The organism is Bradyrhizobium sp. RP6 (assembly GCF_003837805.1).
Classification (GTDB): domain Bacteria; phylum Pseudomonadota; class Alphaproteobacteria; order Rhizobiales; family Xanthobacteraceae; genus Bradyrhizobium.
This window is the reverse complement of the sequence record NZ_RQIT01000003.1, coordinates 140,863-160,523: the sequence shown is the minus strand read 5'-3', so window position 1 is coordinate 160,523 and position 19,661 is coordinate 140,863. Positions and strand designations below refer to the sequence as shown.

The following is a 19,661-nucleotide window of genomic DNA, read 5'->3' as shown; positions in this document are numbered from 1 at the left end:
TCACATGTCGAAATCCCACGGCCCCTTGCGTGTCGGCGTCGGCGGCCCGGTCGGGTCGGGCAAGACCGCCCTGATGGACCTGCTCTGCAAGACCATGCGCGAGCGCTACGACATTGCGGCGATCACCAACGACATCTACACCAAATGGGATGCGGAGTTCCTGGTGCGTTCGGGATCGCTGACGCCGGATCGCATCGCGGGGGTCGAGACCGGCGGCTGCCCGCACACCGCGATCCGCGAGGATGCCTCGATGAACCTTGCCGCCGTCGCGGACATGCGCGCCAAGTTTCCCGGACTCGATCTCGTGCTGATCGAGTCGGGCGGCGACAATCTCGCTGCCACTTTTTCCCCAGAGCTGGCGGACCTCACCATCTACGTCATCGATGTCGCCGCCGGCGACAAGATCCCGTCCAAAGGCGGCCCCGGCATCACCCGGTCCGACCTCTTGGTCATCAACAAGACCGACCTCGCGCCCCATGTGGGCGCCTCCCTGGAGAAGATGGAAACGGACGCGAGACGCATGCGCGGCCAGCGTCCCTTCGTCATGACCAACCTGAAGAAAAGCGAGGGGCTCGACCGAATTGTCGGCTTCATCGAGGCCAAAGGTGGCCTGAAACGGCCGGGCTGACGGGACGCGACCACTTGGCGCAGGCATTTTCTCGCCGTTAACGTTTGGGCGGCGCCGTGACCGCGGAACAAATTTCGGACACGACGATTAACTACCTCCGGCGCCCGGGGCAAATTCATCCCTGCCAGACCATCGGCCGGGCGGATTAAGCTTTCCAGGCGACCCAAGTTGCGTACTGATGCCTCCTCCTCCATTATCTCCGCCACTGTGGTCTCCCCTGTCTCGGCAGATGGCCGTTCAAGCGGCGTTCACATGCTCCGTGTTTATTGCCGACCTCCTGCTTTCGCCTGAGTAGTCGCGTGGTCAGGCTGGGTTTCATCATCGGCTTCATCGCTCTGCTCGGGGTCTCGCTCTCCGGGCTTGCAGCCTATCGCGTCCACGACCAGGAGCTGGCGCTGGATCGGATCGCGCTCGCGCGTGCGATCGACGTTCATGCGAGCCTGGTTCAGGACCGCCTCACCGAGCGGGAGCTGCTCGCGCGTGTCGCCTCAGGCCTGTTCCGCACGCCATCCGTGATCAAGCCGAACATGCTGGAGCCGCTGCGCTCGGCGATCTACGCCTTCAAGACCGATTTCGTGGTGGCCGGCTGGATCGCCCGGCTGAAGCCGAACGAGCTCGCGGCGGCGCAGGCCGCGATCGCCGGCGCCGGCTTCCCAAATCCGCAGATCCGTTCCTATGACGACAAGCCGATCAATCCGGCCGAAATCACTCAGCCGATCGACGTGCTGATGGACCTCGAGCCACGCAGCAACGAGACCAAGACGCTGCCCGGCCGCAGCTACGATCAGGATCCCGTTCGCAGCGCTATGCTGACGCGTGCGCGCGCCGAGAAGAGGTCGGTTGCCTCGGACCCGGTGCCGCTGATCCGAGGGAACGGCGCCGTCGGCATCATCGTGGCTGCGCCCGTCATTCCCGAGGGAGCAACGGAGCCTGCCGGCTTCGTCACATTCTCCTACGAGCTCGCCACGCTGATGCTCACCAATGACGACTTGTCGGTGTTCGCGGTCGCGCTTAGGGATCCGCGCAAGGAAGGCGGCGAGCTGATCGCCAACGATCAGGGCGTGGTCTCGTCGCGCAGGGTTGCAGCGGACGGGCCGGCGCCGTCGGCGACGCGCACCGTGAGCTTCGGTGGGCGTGACTGGCAGCTCAGCTACTACGCGAAAACCAACTCGGCGCGTCGTGCCGAGCAGACCGCGATCATCGTGGCGGCAATCGGCTTTGCGATCACGGCAATGGTGTGCGGCCTGTTCGGCTATGTCGCCTACAACAATCTGCGGCTCAGCCGGGAGATCCAGGTCAGGATCGGGTTCGAGCGCCGGCTGACCGCGGTCATCGACGAGCTCAACCACCGCGTCAAGAACATCCTGGCGGTGATCCAGTCGATCGTGACTCGCACCTTGCGCCACGGCTCGGACATCGACACCGCGCGCGAGCTGCTGATCGGGCGCATCCACGCGATGTCCAACGTGGTCTCGCTGCTGAGCGAGAGCCAGTGGCAGGGCGTCAAGCTGAAGGGCCTGTTCGAGGCGCGCGCCATCCCGCATGCCGACCGCATCGCCGTCACCGGTCCCGATATCGCGGTCAGCGCACGCGCGGCGCAGAGCCTGTCGCTGCTGTTCTTCGAGCTGGCCTCGCATTCCGACGAGGGCCTGTCGCTGGTTGGAAAGCATCCACACATCACCGCCAACTGGACGGTGACGGGAGAGGACGGCAGCGAGGTCTTCCATTTCCGCTGGGAGGAGTTCAACACCAGCGAGGCGACGCGCCGGCCCGATTCCGATTTCGGCCTGATCCTGCTCGACCGCGTTGCGCCCGAGGCGCTAGGGGGCACCGCCAAGCGCTTCTTCACCGACGTCTCCTACGTCTATGAATTGACCGCACCGATGGAGACGGTGGTCGACATGACCGAGCGCGACCGCACGGACAAGATCTCGGCGCCGGTCAGGCCCGTGCGCAGCTAACCCTTCGGCCGCAACACGAGATCGACGAGGTTGCGCGCGTAAGCCGGCGTGACCGGCGTGATGCCGAAGACGTAGCGATAGAACAGGCTGCCATAGATCGCATCGTAGAGATCCTCGGGAAGGCCCTCGGCCAGAATGCTGCCATCCTGCTGGCCCGCGGCGATCATCTCGACGAGCGCGTCGCGGCGGAATTGCAGATAGCGCGCGTAGAACAGCTCCGCCGAGCCGGTCTTCGAGATGCATTCGGAGATGACGGCGAGCTGGACCTTGCCGAACTCGCCCTGGAGCGCTTCGGCATAGGCCGCGGCATGGCGGCGCGCGCGCGCCGCGGGGTTGCCGGCACTCGCCGGCGGCAGCGGCAGCATCTGCGCGGCGTGGTGGAGAAATGCGTCGATCAAAAGCGCCTCGCGGGACGGCCACCACTTGTAGATCGTCATCTTGGAGACGCTGGAATGGCGCGCGACCGCGTCGATGGTGGTGGCGGCAAGGCCGGTGGAGGCCATCAGCGTATAGGCGCTCTCGAGAATGGCGTTGCTGGTCTCGATTGACCTTGGCCGGCCGCGCCGGGGCGCGCTGTCAGCCTCGTCACTCCCGCCTTTCGCCCCCGCCACGCCCGGTCTCCTCACACAGACTTTCGGCATAGCGCAGCCATAGCCTTCGGCCTAGCAGAATCGCACGATTTTGCGACTAGGCCTGCTGCCTCAGGGCGGCAGGCAGGTCCTGCCGCTTCGACCAGGCGACGTAGTAGGCGACGGCGGTCATCGCCGCGAAGCCGATGATGCTCACCACGATCTGCATCACCACCAGGTTAGGGCTGGTGATCAGGATGAGATGGCCGGCAAAGGACAGGAACACGCCGACGCAGAACACGGCGAGCCATTCCTCGCCGCATCGTATGACCGCCTGAAGCGGCTTCAATCGCAGGCCGGGGTGATCGGCCGGAACCAGATGGGTCGCGAGCAAGGCGAGCGCTAGGAAGTGAATCACGCGATAAGGCGCGAGATTCTCCTTGTCGGTCGGCGCGATGCTGTCGAGGAGCGGGCCCGGCAGATAGGCTGCCAGTTCCGGCGAATGGCGCGACAGGGTGACCGCCATCGCGAAGACGAGATAGCTCCCTGCGAGTATCCGCAGCCAGGGAAGGTTGCGCAGCGCCTGCCCCGGTGCGCCCGTGACGGCGAACCATCCACCCAGCACCATCAGCATCTGCCAGCAGAGCGGATTGAAGGTCCACTCCTGGTCGGGGGAGACCCGAAAATTCCACTCGAACCAGCGTGCGGCAAGATACAGCGCCACCGATGCCGCAAGCGTCAGGTTCGGCCGTCGCAACAGACCCCACAGCGCGAGCGGAAAGAAGGCCATCAGCGGAATCATCAACTGCAGAAGGTCGAGGTTCAGCGGCTCTTCCTGGAGCACGAGACCGCGAATCAGGATCCGCAACGGATGCTCGAGAATCCCCGAGATGTTGTATTCGTGGATGATCTCCGGCGCCATCGATTGCGAGGCGACGTAGGCGATGGCGTCGATATAGATCACGAACAGCACGACATAGGCGGCGTAGAGCCGCCAGACGCGGCGAAAGATTCGCGTCGCCGCGACCACGTAGCCGCGCTCCAGGGCCATCCTGCCGTGGATGATGGCGACGCCATAACCCACCACGAACACGAACAGGTCCGCAGCACCGCTGAAGCCGAAGTTGCGCAGCGTCAGCAGGTTGACGACGTTGTTCGGAATGTGGTCGACGAAAACCGACCAGTTGGCAATGCCGAGCGTCAAATACAGCCTGGCGTCGTGATGGAATGCGGCGAGGTTCGCCTTGACGGACGGTTTCATTGAGTAAAATAGCTTTTGGAATCAGGGTGATGCTTTTAGCGGCAACCGCCTGCCCATCCGAGTAGCGTTTGCGTGAGTGGGGCCGGGTTTGCACCAGTGGGCGCAAAATTGCGCGGCGTCGCCCCTATCGAATGCGGAGAGACGCGCTCGCGGAGCTTGCGACGAAATTTTCTAACCGGCTCTGACGGCTACTCGGCAGGTTCAGCCGACACCTCGTCGGAGACACCGGCGCGGCTCGCCAGGATTCCGAGGGCGACGCCGCCGATCGCCAGGATCGGCAACAGCCGCTTCATCCCGATGGCGCGAACGATCTGGAGCCCGGTGGCGAGGAGCATTGGATCTGCAAGCATGCTCTGCGCGGCCGACTTCGCAGCGCACTCGGCCGCGATCCGGGCACGCTTCTGCACCTCGCGCTTGTAGCCCCAATAAGAGCCTGCCGCGGCCAGGGTCAGCAGGAAGAAGATGCCCGCGCCGGCAAGACAGGCCTGCACCGGGCCATACTTCTCCAGGACCGAGATGAAGGCGGCGGCACAAAGGAAGCCTGTCGTCACCAACAGGGCCAAGGCCGCGCCAGCGGCAAGGGAGGTCAGCCGGACAGTCGTGCCGGTGGATGCACTGATCCCGTCTATGATGCGCTGAAACATGGCCTTACTCCTCAATTCCCACCAGCCGAATCGTCACGGGCCGACAGCGGCGGCGCGCCGCCGCTTCGATACGCGCTAGCGATTCTACCGGCGCCAGGCAACGCCGATCAGGAAGCCGATGCCGAGCGCGAGTCCGACGGTCGCGAGCGGACGCTGCGTGATCGCGTCTTCCAGCGTCTCCTCGATGGAGCCGTAGGCGTCCTGTGCTGCCTCCATCATCGCGCTGCCGCGCTCCGACACGTCGTCGATCGCGGTATCCATGTTGTCGCGCGCCTGGCGATAGCCTCGGCGAGCCTGCTTGCTCGTGGAATTGGCAAAGGTGTTGAGTGCGTCGGTGATCTGGTCGGTGAGGGCGGCGATATCGCTTTTCACGGCTGCTACATCCTTCTCAAGGCGTTCTCTGGTGGCTTTGTCGGTCCAGTCTCTCATCCCGGATTCGGCATTGGTCGTGGACATCAGGAACTCCGAGCTGTTGACGGCTGAGTTGGGCGGAAAACGTTTCGTCGCCGGGTAAGTTCCGTTCGGGGAAACCGGTCAGGCTTGCGGGAGCTGCGGCGAATTCTCCGGCAGCAGGTGCTCCTTCAGGATCAGCGCGACGATCAGGAGCGGCGACGACAGGAACGCGCCCATCGGTCCCCAAAGCCAGGTCCAGAACGCGAGCGCGAGCAGCACGGCGAGCGCATTCAGGGCCAGCCGCCGTCCGATGATTGTCGGCGTGATGAAGTGCCCCTCCAGAAAGGTGAGGCCGCCGAAGGCGAGTGCGGCTATCAGACCGCCGCCGATAGTCGGAAAGGCGATCAGCCCAACCACGACCAGCACCGCGAACATCGCCACCGGCCCGATGATCGGGATGAAGTTGAGCGTCGCTGCCAGCGCGCCGAGCCCCGCCGGATTGGGCATTCTGGTGAGCGCGCAGATGAGGCCGGTGGCGACACCAACTCCGACATTGATGACGGTGACGGTCAGGAGATAATTGCCGAGATGGACCTCGATCTCGTTGAGAATCCGCAGCGTGCGCAGCCGCGCGTCACGATCGCTGAAGGTCATGATCATGGCCCGCCTCAGGTCGCGCCAGCTCGCGATGAACAGGATCAGGGTGACGAAGAACAGCAGGAATTCGGTAAAGGTCGGTGACAGGAATTCGATCGTCGGCTGCACCCAGTCGACCTTGGGGATCTGGAAGCTCGGCAATCCTTCCGAAGCGCCGAGCATGGCCTGCATCTCCCGCCACAGCGCGAGCGGCCGGTCGAACACGTGGAGCTTGTCCTTCAGCTGAGCACCGAGCTCCGGAAGGCGCGTGCTCCATTCCATCACCGGCGAGGCGATCAGCGCCACCATGAAGGTGACCACCGCGGTCACCGCGACCACGATCAGGACGGCGCCGACGCTGCGGGGGACCTTGTACCGCTCGAGAAAGCCCGCCGCCGGAGATAGCATCGTGCCAGTGACGAAGGCCATCACCACGGGCAGGAAGAACGCCCTTCCAACGTAGAGCACGGTAACGATGGCAATCAGCAACAGCCCTGCAAGCGCGAACGCGACGAATTCGGTGCGGCGGATCACCGGCGGCAACTCGGCACGGCTCTCGGGAAGCGGATCGCCTTCGCTGTTGCCGGAAATCAGACGCTCACTTGGAAGGACGCGCACAATATCTCTCCTGCACGGAAGCCGCGATCCGCGCGCCCATTGACGACTTCACAACGCAAGGAGAGCACACCGGTTCCATCGCGGCTTCGTGAACGGCTGCTCGCTTGACTGTGACGTCGGTGCCGCACGTTGCGCCGGAACTTCGATCCCGCCGGCGGAGTTTGTCCGGCAGCGCATCACCCTGATGCACCTTTCCAACGGGGCAGCACATGACCAACTTGTTTGCAGTCCGTCGCAGCTTCTCGCCGCGCGCCGTCGGCGCTTTCGCTTTCGCAACCGCTCTGCTCGCAGTGTCCCTTGGCAGCGCGAGCGCGCAAACGTTCGGCTATGAACCGTTCCAGCCACGGGCGTACCCGCAGGACCAGGGTTACTCCCAGAGCGACGTCAACGAGGCGCCGCAGCCCGCCGACGAGGACGCCCAGTTGCCCGACCGGCTTCGCAAGCAGATCGTCAGCTTCGACAGGAGCGAGCCCGCCGGTACCATCGTCATCGATACCAACAATACCTATCTCTACTACGTGCTCGGCAACGGCCGCGCGATTCGGTATGGCGTCGGCGTCGGCCGGGAAGGCTTCACCTGGTCGGGCGTGCAGAGCGTCAGCCGGAAGGCCGAGTGGCCGGACTGGCATCCGCCAGCCCAAATGATCGCGCGCCAGCCCTATCTGCCGCGCTTCGTCGCCGGCGGCCCCGGCAATCCGCTCGGCGCGCGCGCGATGTATCTCGGCTCCAGCGAATACCGCATCCATGGCACCAACGATCCCTCCACAATCGGCAAATTCGTCTCGTCCGGCTGCATCCGCATGACCAACGAGGACGTCATCGACCTGTTCAACCGGGTCAATGTCGGTGCCAAGGTCGTGGTGCTGCCGAAGAACGCGCCGCTGATGGCCAGGGGAGGCGACAGGGCCGGCGAGCCCGTGCGCAAGCGTCCGGCCGTGACGACGTTGTCCTCGGGCAGGCAGGCGTTGAACATCACGACGTCGGCCGTGAACTAGGAGTGAGCGAGGTCATATGAGCAGACGCCTGGTTGGCAAGGTGGCCGGTGGTGCGGCGATCCTGGTCGTTGTCTCCGCCGGTCTGGCGTCGGTACCGTCGGCGCACGCGGAGGATTTCTTCTCGGCGTTGTTCGGCGGCTTCCGGATGCGGCCACCGCCCGAGATCCGGATGCCTTTCCCGCATGACGACATGCCGCGCTACGATGCGCCGCGCCAGCGAGCCTCCTATGGTGGCGGCACGGCTTATTGCGTGCGCGGCTGCGACGGCCGCTATTTCCCCGCGCAAGGGAGCGATGCCGAAAGCAAGGCGCAGTCCTGCAAGAGCTTCTGCCCGGCCTCCGAAACCTCGTTGGTCTACGGCAGCAATATCGACGACGCCACGACGGAGAACGGAAAGTCCTACTCCAATCTGCCGAACGCGTTCCGGTATCGCAACGAGATCGTCGCGGGCTGCACCTGCAACGGCAAGGATCCGGCAGGTCTCGCATCGGTCAAGGTCGAGGACGACCCCACCCTGCGCAAGGGCGATATCGTCGCCGGCGCTGGCGGCCTCGTGGTCGCCAGCCGCAACGCCAACGACCGCCACGGCGTCGCAATGAATTTCTCGCCACTGCCGGAGTCGGTGCGCGCCAAATTCCGCCGGGTCCCGGTGGTGGCGAAGGAGTAGGGACGCCGCATCGAAGGGGACCGTCGCCGAACAACAGTGGTCTCCGGGCAAGCTCGCCGCGACCGCACGCAGATCTCAACTGTGATGGTGGTCTCAATCTCGTCGGAAAAATGACATCATAGGCGGCCGGGCCGATCGTAGGACGACGGATTCTGCGAGAGGTTGCAGCGGGTTGCTGAAATGGAACCGACTAGAGTGCAGCGCGTTAAGAACGGCGGCGCAATTTGCCACAAGGGGGTCCTGCAATGCTGGTGGGCGTACTCGTTACCTTTCTCGTCGTCATTCTCGTACTTTATCTCATCAACATGTTGCCGATGGATGGCCGCGCCAAGCAGATCGCGCGCGTCATCGTCATCATCATCGGCATCGTGTCGCTGCTGAAATATCTCGCAGTGTTCTAGCCCCGACGCAGCGAAAGCGAAATCCGGGACGTGCCTCAATCGAGACAAGTGCCGGATTCGCTTCGCATCGTCTGGGTTGCGAATCTCCAGAAACAAAAGCCCCGGCCTGAGCCGAGGCTTCCTGGTGCTGCGTTTCGCGTTCCGACGGAATCGGAACGGGGGCTCTAGATTCCTGTCTTGACGCGTTTTCTTGACGCGAACCGGCGTCCACTTCGCTCGAAAACGCTCTAGTGCAGCCCTTTCAGCCAGTCGTCGACGTCCTGACGAACCTGGTCCTTGGCCTTGCCATAACGTTCCTGCAGGCGGCCCTCGAGCTGTTCGCGGCGGCCCTCGATCAGTTGAAGGTCGTCGTCGGTGAGCTTGCCCCACTTCTCCTTGGCCGAGCCCTTGAACTGCTTCCAGTTTCCTTCGATCCGATTCCAGTCCATGACCATCTCCCATGGGTTGATGGCCAGACAACGCGAGGCTCGCGCAGCCGGTTCCGCCCCGTATCGCGACGTTTCGTCCGCGATACGAGTGCGCACCAAAAAGCCCCGGCGATGGCCGGGGCTCTTGATATTCAACAGATCAGCTCGGCCAAGCACCTTCTCAGCCAAGCGCCTTCTCAACCCAGCGCCTTCTCAACCCAGCGCCTTGGCCTCGCGGCGGCGGGCGGTGAGGATGTATTCGGTGTAGCCGTTCGGCTGCTCGCGGCCTTTGAAGATGAGGTCGCAGGCCGCCTTGAAGGCGACGCCGTCGAAGGCGGGCGCCATCGGCTTGTAGATGGCATCGCCCGCGTTCTGCTTGTCGACGACGATGGCCATGCGCTTCAGCGATTCCATCACCTGCGCCTCGGTGATCACACCCTGGTGCAGCCAGTTGGCGAGATGCTGGCTGGAGATGCGCAAGGTGGCGCGGTCTTCCATCAGGCCGACATCGTGGATGTCGGGCACCTTGGAGCAGCCGACGCCCTGGTCGATCCAGCGCACGACGTAGCCGAGGATGCCCTGGCAATTGTTGTCGATCTCCTGCTTGACGTCATCTGGCGCCCAGTTCGACTTCGACACCGGGATGGTGAGGATGTCCGACAGCTTCGCGCGCGGGCCGCCCTTGGTGAGTTCCTGCTGGCGCGCGATGACGTTGACCTGGTGGTAGTGCAGTGCGTGCAGCGTCGCCGCGGTCGGGGAGGGCACCCAGGCGGTGGTGGCGCCCGCCTGCGGATGGCCGAGCTTCTGCGCCAGCATGTCCGCCATCTTGTCGGGCGCAGCCCACATGCCCTTGCCGATCTGGGCGTGGCCGGGCAGGCCACAGGTCAGGCCCATGTCGACGTTCCAGTCCTCATAGGCCTTGATCCAGGCCTGCGCCTTCATCTCGTTCTTGCGGATCATCGGGCCCGCTTCCATCGAGGTGTGGATCTCGTCGCCGGTGCGGTCGAGGAAGCCGGTGTTGATGAACATGATGCGCTTGGAGGCGCGCTGGATGCAGGCCTTGAGGTTGACGGTGGTGCGCCGCTCCTCGTCCATGATGCCGACCTTGAGCGTGTTCTCGGGCAGGCCCAGCATCTTCTCGACGCGGTCGAAGATCTCGCAGGTCAGCGACACCTCGTCGGGGCCGTGCATCTTCGGCTTGACGATATAGGCAGATCCCGTGCGGCTGTTCTTGAACTTGGAGAGGCCCTTGAGGTCGTGAATGGCGAGAAGGCCGGACACGGCGGCATCGAGCAGGCCTTCCGGGACTTCCTCGCCCTTCTCGTCCAGCACGGCGTCGGTGAACATGTGGTGACCGCAATTGCGCATCAACAGCAGGCTGCGGCCGTGCAGCTTGAGCTCGCCCGTGCCGTCCGGGGTCTTGTAGCTGCGATCGGGGTTGAGCGAGCGCGTCAGCGTCTTGCCGCCCTTCTCGAAATCGGCTGACAGCGTGCCGTTCATCAGGCCGAGCGTGTTGCGGTAGACCAGCACCTTGTCCTCGGCATCGACCGCGGCGACCGAGTCCTCCATGTCGAGAATGGTGGAGACCGCGGCCTCCATGATCATGTCGGCGACGCCGGCCGGATCGTCCTTGCCGATCGCGCTGCTGCGGTCGATCTTGACCTCGATATGCAGGCCGTTGTTGACGAGCAGCACCGCGCTCGGCGCCGCCGCATCGCCCTGGAAGCCGGCGAACTGTGCGGCGTTCTTCAGTGCGGTGGCGTTGCCGCTCTTCAGCTTCACCGCGAGCTGGCCCGCGACGACGCTGTAGGCGGTGACGTCGGTGTGGCTGCCGGTCGCGAGCGGGACGGCGGCATCGAGAAACGCCTTGGCCTTGGCGATCACCTTGTCGCCGCGCGCCTTGTTGTAGCCCTTGCCGCTCTCGGCAGCGTCGTGAGGAATCGCGTCGGTGCCGTAGAACGCGTCATAGAGCGAGCCCCAGCGTGCGTTCGCCGCGTTCAGCGCATAGCGTGCATTGGTGAGGGGCACGACGAGCTGCGGGCCGCAGATCCGGCCAATCTCCTCGTCGACATTGGCCGTCTCGACCTTCTGAGTCGCCGGCTCCGGGACGAGATAGCCGATCTCCTTGAGGAAGGCGGTATAGGCGGCGAGGTCGAACCCCTTGCCCTTGTTGGCACGATGCCAGTCGTCGATCTTGGCCTGAAGCGTGTCGCGGAATGCGAGCAGCGACCGGTTCTTCGGCCCCATTTCCTTGATGATGGCGGCAAGCCCGGCCCAGAACGCATCCGGCGCGATCCCGGTTTTCGGGGCCGCTTCCTTGGCGATGAAGTCAAACAGAACAGGGGCGATCTTCAATCCGTGGGCGTCGACGCGTTTCATGATGGGCTTTCTTGTTGGAAATGGCTGTTTTTGGCTGCTTTTGACCCGTCAGCAGCAAAATGCGCCCACGCAGGGCGACTTTCGGGGCCTATTAGCCCCAAAATCAAGGCCGTGAGAAGACCCCCAGGGGGTTGTCAAAATGTCAAGGAGAGGGAGGGACGCAGCGCGTTTTACAAGTTTGAGCCCAACTTCGTGCCACGCGCGCTACTGCGCTCCCTGCCCCGGAGGGCGGGGGAGAGGGGTGGCCCAGCAAAAGGTGTGTCGGAGTTCGGCGTGAAATCAGTTCGCGCTGATGGAGAGAGTCCCCGTGTAGACCCCTCTCCCTAACCCTCCCCCGCAAGGGAGGAGGGAACGCACTGCCAGTGTTGGCGGCAGCGAGCGCACCAACGAATGCACGTGCCTCAAATATTCGCCGCGAGGTCCACGACCTCGTCGAACAGCACGCCGGTCGTCTTCAGCATGCGCTCGATCTCGTCGGCCGCCTCCGCGACCGTTCGCCTCGACGTGTCGATCACGAGCTCCGCCGCCTCGGGCTTCTCGTAGTCGTTGCCGATGCCGGTGAACGAGGCGAGCGCGCCGGCGCGAGCCTTCTTGTAATGGCCCTTGGGATCGCGCTCCTCGCAGATCTCGGCCGGTGTCGCGACGTGGATCTCGCGGAACGCGGTATCGGCAATGCGGCGCGCGGCTGCGCGGTCCTCGCGCGCGGGCGAGACCGCGGCGACGATGGCGATGTGGCCGTTGCGGGCGAGATGCGTCGCGACCTCGGCGAGGCGGCGGATATTCTCGCTGCGATCAGTGGCGGAGAAGCCGAGATCGCTGTTGAGCCCGGCGCGCAGCGTGTCGCCGTCGAGCAGGATCGGCGAGCCGCCATTGGTGAAGAGACGCCGCTCCAGCGCCCGCGCCAGCGTCGACTTGCCGGAGGCCGGCAGGCCGGTGAGCCAGACCACGGCGCCATTGTGGCGGTAGCGGGCCGAGCGCTCGTCGCTACGCAGCGCCGATTCCACCGGCACGATGTCGACCGGCACGGCACGCTGGCCGGCATCGACCGACAGCACCAGGCCGCCGCCGGCGATGCGCCCCGCGACCTCGATCACGAGACGGCCGGTGCGGGGGTTCTCGGTGTAGGGATCGGTGGCGATCGGATTCGACAGCGAAATGTCGATCTCGCCGACATGGTTGCGGGCGATCGCCTTGTTCTCGGTGCTCGAGAGCTCGCCCGGATCGACCGCCTTCTCGATCGCCACCACGGTGGCGCGGCTTTCCTTCGGCCCGCAGCGCACCAGGATCTGGTCACCCTTGGCAAGCGGCTTGTCGTGCAGCCAGAAGATGCGTGCGCGCAGCCGGCGCGTTTCGCGTGGCGCGCTGTCTGCATGCGCGATGATGTCGCCGCGCTCGATGAACAGCTCGCGGTCGAGCGTGATGCCGACCGAGCGGCCGGCGCCCTGCCGTCCAGCCACCGGTGTCACCGGCCAGCTCTCGACGGTCTTGATCCGGGCAATCTTGCCGGCCGGCATGATCACGATCTCGTCGCCGGCAAGCAGGCTGCCGGATTCGATGCGGCCGGCGACAATGCGCCGGTCGTCGAACTTGTAGATCGCCTGCACCGGCAGCCGCAACGCCAGCGCTTCCAGCGCCCGTGCCGGCTCGAGCCGGTCGAGCGCCTCGACCACGGTCGGCCCTTTGTACCAGCCGATCCGGTCGGTTCGCCCGGCGACGCCGTCGCCGTCGCGCGCGGAGATCGGGATCACAGCCGTCGGCGTCACGCCGAGGCCGCTGAGATGCGCGGAGATCTCGTCGCTGATGTCCTTGAAGCGCAGGTCCGAAAAATCGACGCGGTCCATCTTGTTGACGACGACTGCGACCTGCTTCACGCCGAGCAGATGCAGGAGATAGCCGTGCCGCCTGGTCTGGTCGCGCACGCCCTCGAGCGCGTCGATGATCAGCACCGCGCCGTCGGCCTGCGAGGCGCCGGTGATCATGTTGCGCAGGAACTCGGCGTGGCCGGGCGCGTCGATCAGCACGATGTCGCGCGAATTGGTGCGGAAGCGGATCTGCGTGGTGTCGATGGTGATGCCCTGGTCGCGCTCGGTCTGGAGCGCGTCGAGCAGGAACGACCATTCGAACGGCATGCCGCGGCGCGCGCTGACGGCTTTCAGCATTTCGAGCTTGCCCTCGGGCAGGCTGCCGGTCTCATGCAGGAGGCGGCCGACCAGCGTCGACTTGCCGTGGTCGACATGGCCGACGATGACGATGCGCACCTGGGGACGCGTGGTGCCGTTCGGAGTGGCGGACGAAGCCGGGGTGACGATCATGTTCATGCGGGCGCTCGCGTCCTTGAGGTCAGAGATAGCCGGCGACGCGCAGGCGCTCAAAAGCGTCCTCGGTCTCGTGGTCGAGCGCGCGCCCCGAGCGCTCCGGCACCTTGGTCTGTTCGAGCTCGATCAGGATCTCGTCGATGTTTGAGGCATTCGAGGCAACCGGATTGGTGATGTCCTGGTCACCCAGCGAGCGATAACGCTTGCCGTTCTTTGCGAGATACAGCGGGATGATCGGGATGTTCTCGCGCTTGGTGTAGGCCCAGATGTCGGCCTCGGTCCAATGCAGGATCGGATGGATGCGCAAATGCGCGCCTTGCGGCGGCGACGCATTGAAGTGATCCCAGAACTCCGGCGGCTGGTCACGCACGTCCCAATTGCCCTCCAGGCCGCGCGGCGAGAACACGCGCTCCTTGGCGCGCGTTGCCTCCTCGTCGCGGCGGATGCCGGCGATCAGACCGTCAAAGCCGTACTTGGCGAGCGCCATCTTGAGGCCTTCGGTCTTGCGCGCGGCGGAGCGCGCGGCCGGCGGCAGCGTCGGGTCGACGGCATCGATCGGCGGGCACGGCTCGACGCGCAAATCGAGATCCCACTCCTTGCTGTAGTGATCGCGGAAGCGATACATCTCCGGAAACTTCTTGCCGGTATCGACGTGAAGGGCGGGAAACGGCATCTTGCCGAAGAACGCTTTCCGCGCCAACCAGATCATGACGTTGGAGTCCTTGCCCAGCGACCACAGCAGGGCGATCTTCTTCAGCCGGGCAAAGGCCTCACGGAAGATGTAGACGCTCTGCGCTTCGAGCTGGTCGAGATGGTCCATGCTCGGGGCAAGTTCGGCAGCAAATTCTTGCGCGCGCACGCGCTCAGCCAGCGCCGGATTGCTCAGTCGATCAGCAGCGGAATCGTCCTTGAGAAGATGCATCTCTGCCACTTTGCGTTTGGAGGCGAAAATTCTATAGTTGCACTGCGGAAGAGAAGAAAAAATTTTCTCTTTGCGCGCTCGGAACGAGACATATATAGAAAATAATTCCAGTCAACCCCGTTTGTGGGGAAGCGAGTAGCGCATGCGGTTCTTGCCGGTGTTTCTCGATCTCAAGGCCGGTCCGGTGGTCCTCATCGGCGCGGGCGAGCTCTTGCGCGCCAAGCTGCGCGTGCTCGCCGCTGCCGGCGCGCGCATCCGCGTGCATGCGATCGACGGCAATCAGGATTTTGGCCTCAGCTGCGAGGACGCGGCGCGCGTTGAAATCGCGGGCGGGGATCCGCTCACCGCCGATCTCTCGGGTGTCATCGCCATTGTCTGCGCGGGTGCCGGCGACGTCGGCGTCGCGATGTCCGTCCGGGCGAAGGCGCTCGGCCTGCCCGTCAACGTCATGGACGACCTCGAGCACTCCAGCTTCATCTTCCCGGCGATCGTCGACCGCGGCGATGTCGTGGTCGCGGTCGGCACCGGCGGGACCTCGCCGGTGGTGGCGCGGCGCGTGCGCGAGAAGATCGAGGCGCTGCTGCCGGCCCGCATGGGCGAGCTTGCCGAATTCATCGGCGGATTCCGCAAGTCCATCAACGAGCGCATTGCCGAATTTCCACTGCGCCGCCGCTTCTGGGAGCGCGTCATCGACGGTCCGATCGGCGCCGCCGTGCTCGCCGGCCGCAAGGGCGAAGCGGACGCATCGCTCAAGGCTATCTCCGATCCCTCCGGATTCGCGCGCGCCGACAAGCCGGAAGGCTCGGTCGCGCTGGTCGGCGCCGGCCCCGGCGATCCTGACCTTCTCACCATCAAGGCGCTGCGCGCGTTGCAGGATGCGGACATCGTCTTCCATGACGAGCTGGTCTCGTCCGAGATTCTCGACCGCATCCGCCGCGACACCACGCGCGTGCCGGTCGGCCGTCGTGTCGGCAAGCCCGGCATCGGCCAGGACGCCATCAACAAGCGCATGATCGAAGCCGCGCAGGCCGGCCAGCGTGTGGTGCGGCTGAAGGGCGGCGATCCCTTCGTGTTCGGCCGTGGCGGTGAAGAGGTGGAAGCGCTGCGCGCCGCCGGCATCGCCTTTTCGATCATCCCCGGCATCACCGCGGGGCTCGGCGGCGCCGCCGACTTCGAGGTGCCGCTCACCTACCGTCATGAAGCGACCCGCATCACCTTCCTGACCGCGCACAAGGCGCGCGATGCCGAGAACGTGGATTGGTCGACGCTGACCGACACCAAGATGACCGTCGTGGTCTACATGGGCATGACCGCGGCGCCGGCTGTGCGCGCCGGCCTGTTCGCCGCGGGCCGGTCGCCGGAAACGCCGGTTGGCGTGTTCGCCCGCGTCACGCGGCCCGATGCGCAGGGCGCGGTTGGCACGCTGCGCGACCTGCCCGAACTCGTGCGGCGGACCCAAGGTGGTCCCGCCATCCTCATCATCGGCGACGTGGTCCGGCATGCCGGCTCGCTTCGCCGTCAGACACCCAAGCAAATCATCTCTGACCTCCTGGATGCAGCCGAATGACCTCCCCGCTTGAACAGAAGAAGATCAAAATCGCCGGCCCTTCGATCGTGACCGCCAACCGCACCTGGGACGGCATCGTCGTCTACCGCACCGCCGCCAAGGGCTGGTCCGCGGAGCTCTCTGAAGCCGCGATCGTGCGCAACTCCGACGAGGCCAGGGCGTTGCTTGCGGAAGCCGTGGCCGATGACGTCGGCGCCATCGGTCCCTATATCGCGCCCGTGCAGGTCGGCGAGGACGGCAAGATTCTGCCCGGCAATCTGCGTGAACAGATCCGCCGCACCGGCGTCACCATCGGGCAGCCGGCCCAGGTTTAAGGCATTCTCTTATGTACGCTTACGACGAAATCGACCGCACGCTCGTCAACGAGCGCGTCTCGGAGTTCCGCGACCAGGTGAAGCGCCGCCTTTCCGGCGAGCTCACCGAGGACGAGTTCAAGATCCTGCGGCTTCAGAACGGCGTCTATCTGCAACTGCACGCCTACATGTTCCGCGTCGCGATCCCCTACGGCACGCTGGCGACCAACCAGCTGCGGGCGCTCGCCCATGTCGCGCGCAAATACGACCGCGGCTACGGCCATTTCACCACCCGGCAGAACATCCAGTTCAACTGGATCAAGCTTGCCGAGCTGCCGGACGCGGTCGAAGACCTCGCCAAGGTCGGCATCCATGCGATGCAGACGTCCGGCAACAACATGCGCAACGTCACCTCGGACCAGTGGGCCGGCGTCGCGCCCGGCGAGATAGAGGATCCCCGCATATGGTCGGAGCTGATCCGCCAGCACACCACGCTGCATCCGGAATTCTCGTTCCTGCCGCGCAAGTTCAAGATTGCGATCACCGCCTCGGATCACGACCGCGCCGCGATCAAGATCCACGACATCGGCCTGCGCCTGATCAAGAACGAGAAGGGCGAGACCGGCTTTGAGGTGCTGGTCGGCGGCGGTCTCGGCCGCACGCCGTTCATCGCTAAGACCATCAAGCACTTCGTGCACGGCCGCGATATCCTCAGCTACATCGAGGCTATCTTACGCGTCTACAATCAGTACGGCCGCCGCGACAACATCTACAAGGCCCGCATCAAGATCCTGGTGCACGAGCTCGGCATCGAGAAGTTCTCGCGCGAGGTCGAGGACGAGTGGCAGCACATCCGCAACTCTTCGCTCCAGATCGACGACGAGGTGATCGAGGACATCCGCTCGCGTTTCACCTATCCGGCTTACGAGAAGCTGCCGCACATGCCCGACGAACTGCGGCAGGCCGCGGCCGATCCGGATTTCGAGGCATGGCGCAAGAACTCGGTGGCCCCGCACAAGGTTCAGGGCTACTCGATCGTCACGATCTCGCTGAAGCCGACCGGCGGGCCTCCGGGCGATGCCACGGCCGAGCAGATGGACGCGCTGGCCGATCTTGCCGACAGATATTCCTTCGGCGAGATCCGCGTCGGCCATGAGCAGAACCTGGCGCTGCCGCATGTCGCCAAGCGCGACCTGCCGGCGCTGTGGAAGGCGCTCGACAAGCTCGGGCTGGCGACACCGAACGTCAACCTGATCACCGACATCATCGCCTGCCCGGGGCTCGATTATTGCTCGCTGGCGAATGCGCGTTCGATCCCGATCGCACAGGAGCTGACGCGGCGCTTCGCCAACCACGAGCTCGCCAATCTGATCGGCCGGCTCCACATCAACATCTCCGGGTGCATCAACGCCTGCGGGCATCACCATGTCGGCCATATCGGCATTCTCGGCGTCGAGAAGAACGGCGAGGAAGTCTACCAGATCACCATCGGCGGCCGCGCCGACGAGAACGCCGCGCTCGGGACTCTGATCGGGCCGGGCGTCAAGTTCGACGAGGTCGCAGACGTTGTCGAGGACATCGTGGAAGCCTATCTGGCGCTGCGCGAGCGGCCCGAAGAGCTTTTCATGGACACGGTGAAGCGCCTCGGCGTCGAACCTTTCAAGGAGCGCGTCTATGCCACTCGTTAACGGCGGAAAGATCGTCGACGACGGCTTCGTCAAGCTCGCCGTCGATACACCGCTGCCCGAGCGCGGCGACATTCTGGTGCCGGCCGAGCGTTTCCTTGGCGATGCCGAAGGCTTGCTCGAGCGCTCCGGCAAGGTCGGTGTGATCTGGCCGAACAATCGCGACATCGCCGAACTCGTGCCGTATCTCGGCAGGATCGCCGCCGTCGCCCTGGTGTTCCCGACCTTCCGCGACGGGCGGGCCTACAGCCAGGCACGGCTGCTGCGAGAACGTTACAATTACCGTGGCGAGTTGCGCGCCACCGGCCAGGTGCTGCGCGACCAGTTCGTGTTCATGCTGCGCGCCGGCTTCGACGCCTTCGAGGTCAAGAAGCAGGCGGACGCGGAAGCCTTCATGCAGACGGCCAAGCGCTATTCGGTGTTCTACCAGCCGACCGGCGATGGCCGCATCACGGCGCTGCACCGGCGCATGCAGCTGCGTCATTCCGAAGGCGTTGGCACGTGAACGCGATCGCGCCTCAGGTTCCGACGGTCTCTGCGTTGCCCTCGGCGGACGAGCTCGATAGGAGCTTGCGCGATGCCTCGCCCGCCGAGATCATTGCCGCGGCGCTGAAGACGGTCGGGCGCGACAAGCTCGCGCTGGTATCGTCCTTCGGCACGGAATCGGCGACGCTGCTGAAGGTCATGGCGGACGTCGATCCCGCCATTCCGGTGATCTTTCTCGACACCGGCTGGCTGTTCGAGGAGACGCTGGCCTATCGCGATATGCTGATCGCAAAGCTTGGTCTGAAGGACGTCCGGTCGGTCAAGCCGGCCGAGGAGACGCTCTCGCGCGCCGATCCCGACCGCGACCTCTGGTTCTCCGATCCCGACGCCTGCTGCCGCATCCGAAAAGTCGAGCCGCTGGCGGGGGCGCTGAAGCCGTTCTCGGCCTGGATCAACGGCCGCAAGCGTTTTCAGGGCAATGCGCGCGCAGACATTCCCGTCGTCGAGGACGACGGCGCGCGGTTGAAGTTCAATCCCTTCGCCAACGTCTCGCGCGAGGAGATCGAGGCCATCTTCACCCGTGCCAAACTGCCGCGGCATCCTCTGGTTGCGTCAAGATTTCTGTCGGTTGGCTGCATGCCTTGCACGAGCAGAACGGCCGAGGGCGAGGACGCACGCGCCGGCCGATGGCGGGGCCGGACGAAGACAGAATGCGGCATTCACACGATGAAGATTTCGTAGCACGGTTGTGCTGCCACGCTGCGAACAAGAAAATCCGGTTCCGTTGACTTGAGCGTCTTTCGCCCGAGTTATGCCTGCCGTCGATGACGCCGA

Annotated in this window: 19 protein-coding genes; 10 read left to right on the top strand and 9 right to left on the bottom strand. The window is 64.8% G+C overall.

Translation table 11 applies throughout. The annotated features are described in order from the left end of the window. Positions 1–4 precede the first annotated feature (4 nt). On the top strand, positions 5–628 hold the full coding sequence (gene ureG / locus EHH60_RS09620) for an urease accessory protein UreG (RefSeq protein ID WP_124159227.1): 624 nt from the start codon (positions 5–7) through the stop codon (positions 626–628). Positions 629–927: 299 nt separating this feature from the next. Beyond that, a complete protein-coding gene (locus tag EHH60_RS09615) occupies positions 928–2,589 on the top strand; it encodes a CHASE domain-containing protein (protein WP_124159226.1) in 1,662 nt (553 codons plus the stop codon). Here EHH60_RS09615 and EHH60_RS09610 read toward each other — a convergent pair. The 5 genes from EHH60_RS09610 to EHH60_RS09590 form a co-directional block, all read right to left on the bottom strand. Continuing rightward, positions 2,586–3,230, bottom strand: a complete 645-nt coding sequence (locus tag EHH60_RS09610; RefSeq protein ID WP_199751381.1) for a TetR/AcrR family transcriptional regulator — start codon at positions 3,228–3,230, stop codon at positions 2,586–2,588. The two genes, EHH60_RS09615 and EHH60_RS09610, sit on opposite strands and share 4 nt — an antisense overlap. 46 nt (positions 3,231–3,276) lie before the next feature. Continuing rightward, positions 3,277–4,419 carry an OpgC domain-containing protein gene (locus EHH60_RS09605; RefSeq protein WP_124159224.1) on the bottom strand — a complete coding sequence of 381 codons (1,143 nt, stop codon included), beginning with the start codon at positions 4,417–4,419 and terminating at the stop codon, positions 3,277–3,279. Between the two features lie 188 nt (positions 4,420–4,607). Then, positions 4,608–5,063, bottom strand: a complete 456-nt coding sequence (locus tag EHH60_RS09600) for a hypothetical protein (RefSeq protein WP_124159223.1) — start codon at positions 5,061–5,063, stop codon at positions 4,608–4,610. Positions 5,064–5,147: 84 nt separating this feature from the next. Then, positions 5,148–5,519, bottom strand: coding sequence for an ElaB/YgaM/YqjD family protein (locus tag EHH60_RS09595; RefSeq protein WP_124159222.1), 372 nt, complete (start codon positions 5,517–5,519; stop codon positions 5,148–5,150). A 78-nt stretch (positions 5,520–5,597) separates the two neighbouring features. Further along, on the bottom strand, positions 5,598–6,710 hold the full coding sequence (locus EHH60_RS09590; protein WP_124159221.1) for an AI-2E family transporter: 1,113 nt from the start codon (positions 6,708–6,710) through the stop codon (positions 5,598–5,600). A 209-nt stretch (positions 6,711–6,919) separates the two neighbouring features. Here EHH60_RS09590 and EHH60_RS09585 point away from each other — a divergent pair, with 209 nt between their 5' ends. From EHH60_RS09585 to EHH60_RS09575, 3 genes are all read left to right on the top strand, one after another. Further along, positions 6,920–7,705 (top strand): L,D-transpeptidase, encoded by a 786-nt coding sequence (locus EHH60_RS09585; RefSeq protein ID WP_124159220.1) that lies wholly within the window; start codon positions 6,920–6,922, stop codon positions 7,703–7,705. Between the two features lie 16 nt (positions 7,706–7,721). Then, complete coding sequence (locus tag EHH60_RS09580) at positions 7,722–8,372, top strand: DUF2865 domain-containing protein (RefSeq protein ID WP_124159219.1); 651 nt, start codon at positions 7,722–7,724, stop codon at positions 8,370–8,372. A 245-nt stretch (positions 8,373–8,617) separates the two neighbouring features. Continuing rightward, entirely contained in the window at positions 8,618–8,773 is a 156-nt protein-coding gene (locus EHH60_RS09575; RefSeq protein ID WP_008546817.1) for a Thivi_2564 family membrane protein, read from the top strand. A 227-nt stretch (positions 8,774–9,000) separates the two neighbouring features. On the opposite strand, the gene EHH60_RS09565 is transcribed toward EHH60_RS09575, so the two are convergent. The 4 genes from EHH60_RS09565 to cysD all read right to left on the bottom strand — a co-directional run bounded on the left by EHH60_RS09565 (position 9,001) and on the right by cysD (position 14,694). After that, a complete protein-coding gene (locus EHH60_RS09565) occupies positions 9,001–9,201 on the bottom strand; it encodes a CsbD family protein (protein ID WP_024340516.1) in 201 nt (66 codons plus the stop codon). 192 nt (positions 9,202–9,393) lie between these two features. Beyond that, positions 9,394–11,559, bottom strand: coding sequence for a malate synthase G (locus EHH60_RS09560; RefSeq protein ID WP_124159218.1), 2,166 nt, complete (start codon positions 11,557–11,559; stop codon positions 9,394–9,396). 401 nt (positions 11,560–11,960) lie between these two features. Next, positions 11,961–13,877, bottom strand: a complete 1,917-nt coding sequence (cysC, locus tag EHH60_RS09555; RefSeq protein WP_124159217.1) for an adenylyl-sulfate kinase — start codon at positions 13,875–13,877, stop codon at positions 11,961–11,963. Positions 13,878–13,899: 22 nt separating this feature from the next. Beyond that, a complete protein-coding gene (gene cysD, locus EHH60_RS09550; protein ID WP_124159472.1) occupies positions 13,900–14,694 on the bottom strand; it encodes a sulfate adenylyltransferase subunit CysD in 795 nt (264 codons plus the stop codon). 244 nt (positions 14,695–14,938) lie between these two features. Between cysD and cysG the strand changes: the two genes are divergently transcribed. From cysG to EHH60_RS09525, 5 genes are read left to right on the top strand one after another with little or no spacing between them, the layout of a single operon-like run. After that, positions 14,939–16,363 (top strand): siroheme synthase CysG, encoded by a 1,425-nt coding sequence (cysG, locus tag EHH60_RS09545; protein WP_124159216.1) that lies wholly within the window; start codon positions 14,939–14,941, stop codon positions 16,361–16,363. Further along, entirely contained in the window at positions 16,360–16,677 is a 318-nt protein-coding gene (locus EHH60_RS09540; protein ID WP_124159215.1) for a DUF2849 domain-containing protein, read from the top strand. The genes cysG and EHH60_RS09540 overlap by 4 nt, the downstream gene beginning before the upstream one ends. An 11-nt stretch (positions 16,678–16,688) precedes the next feature. Beyond that, a complete protein-coding gene (locus EHH60_RS09535; RefSeq protein ID WP_124159214.1) occupies positions 16,689–18,344 on the top strand; it encodes a nitrite/sulfite reductase in 1,656 nt (551 codons plus the stop codon). Beyond that, the gene (locus tag EHH60_RS09530; RefSeq protein ID WP_124159213.1) at positions 18,331–18,846 is read left to right on the top strand and encodes a DUF934 domain-containing protein; all 516 of its coding nucleotides are present in this window, start codon (positions 18,331–18,333) and stop codon (positions 18,844–18,846) included. Before EHH60_RS09535 ends, EHH60_RS09530 begins: the two co-directional genes overlap by 14 nt. Next, positions 18,843–19,568, top strand: a complete 726-nt coding sequence (locus EHH60_RS09525; protein WP_124159212.1) for a phosphoadenylyl-sulfate reductase — start codon at positions 18,843–18,845, stop codon at positions 19,566–19,568. Before EHH60_RS09530 ends, EHH60_RS09525 begins: the two co-directional genes overlap by 4 nt. Positions 19,569–19,661: the final 93 nt, after the last annotated feature.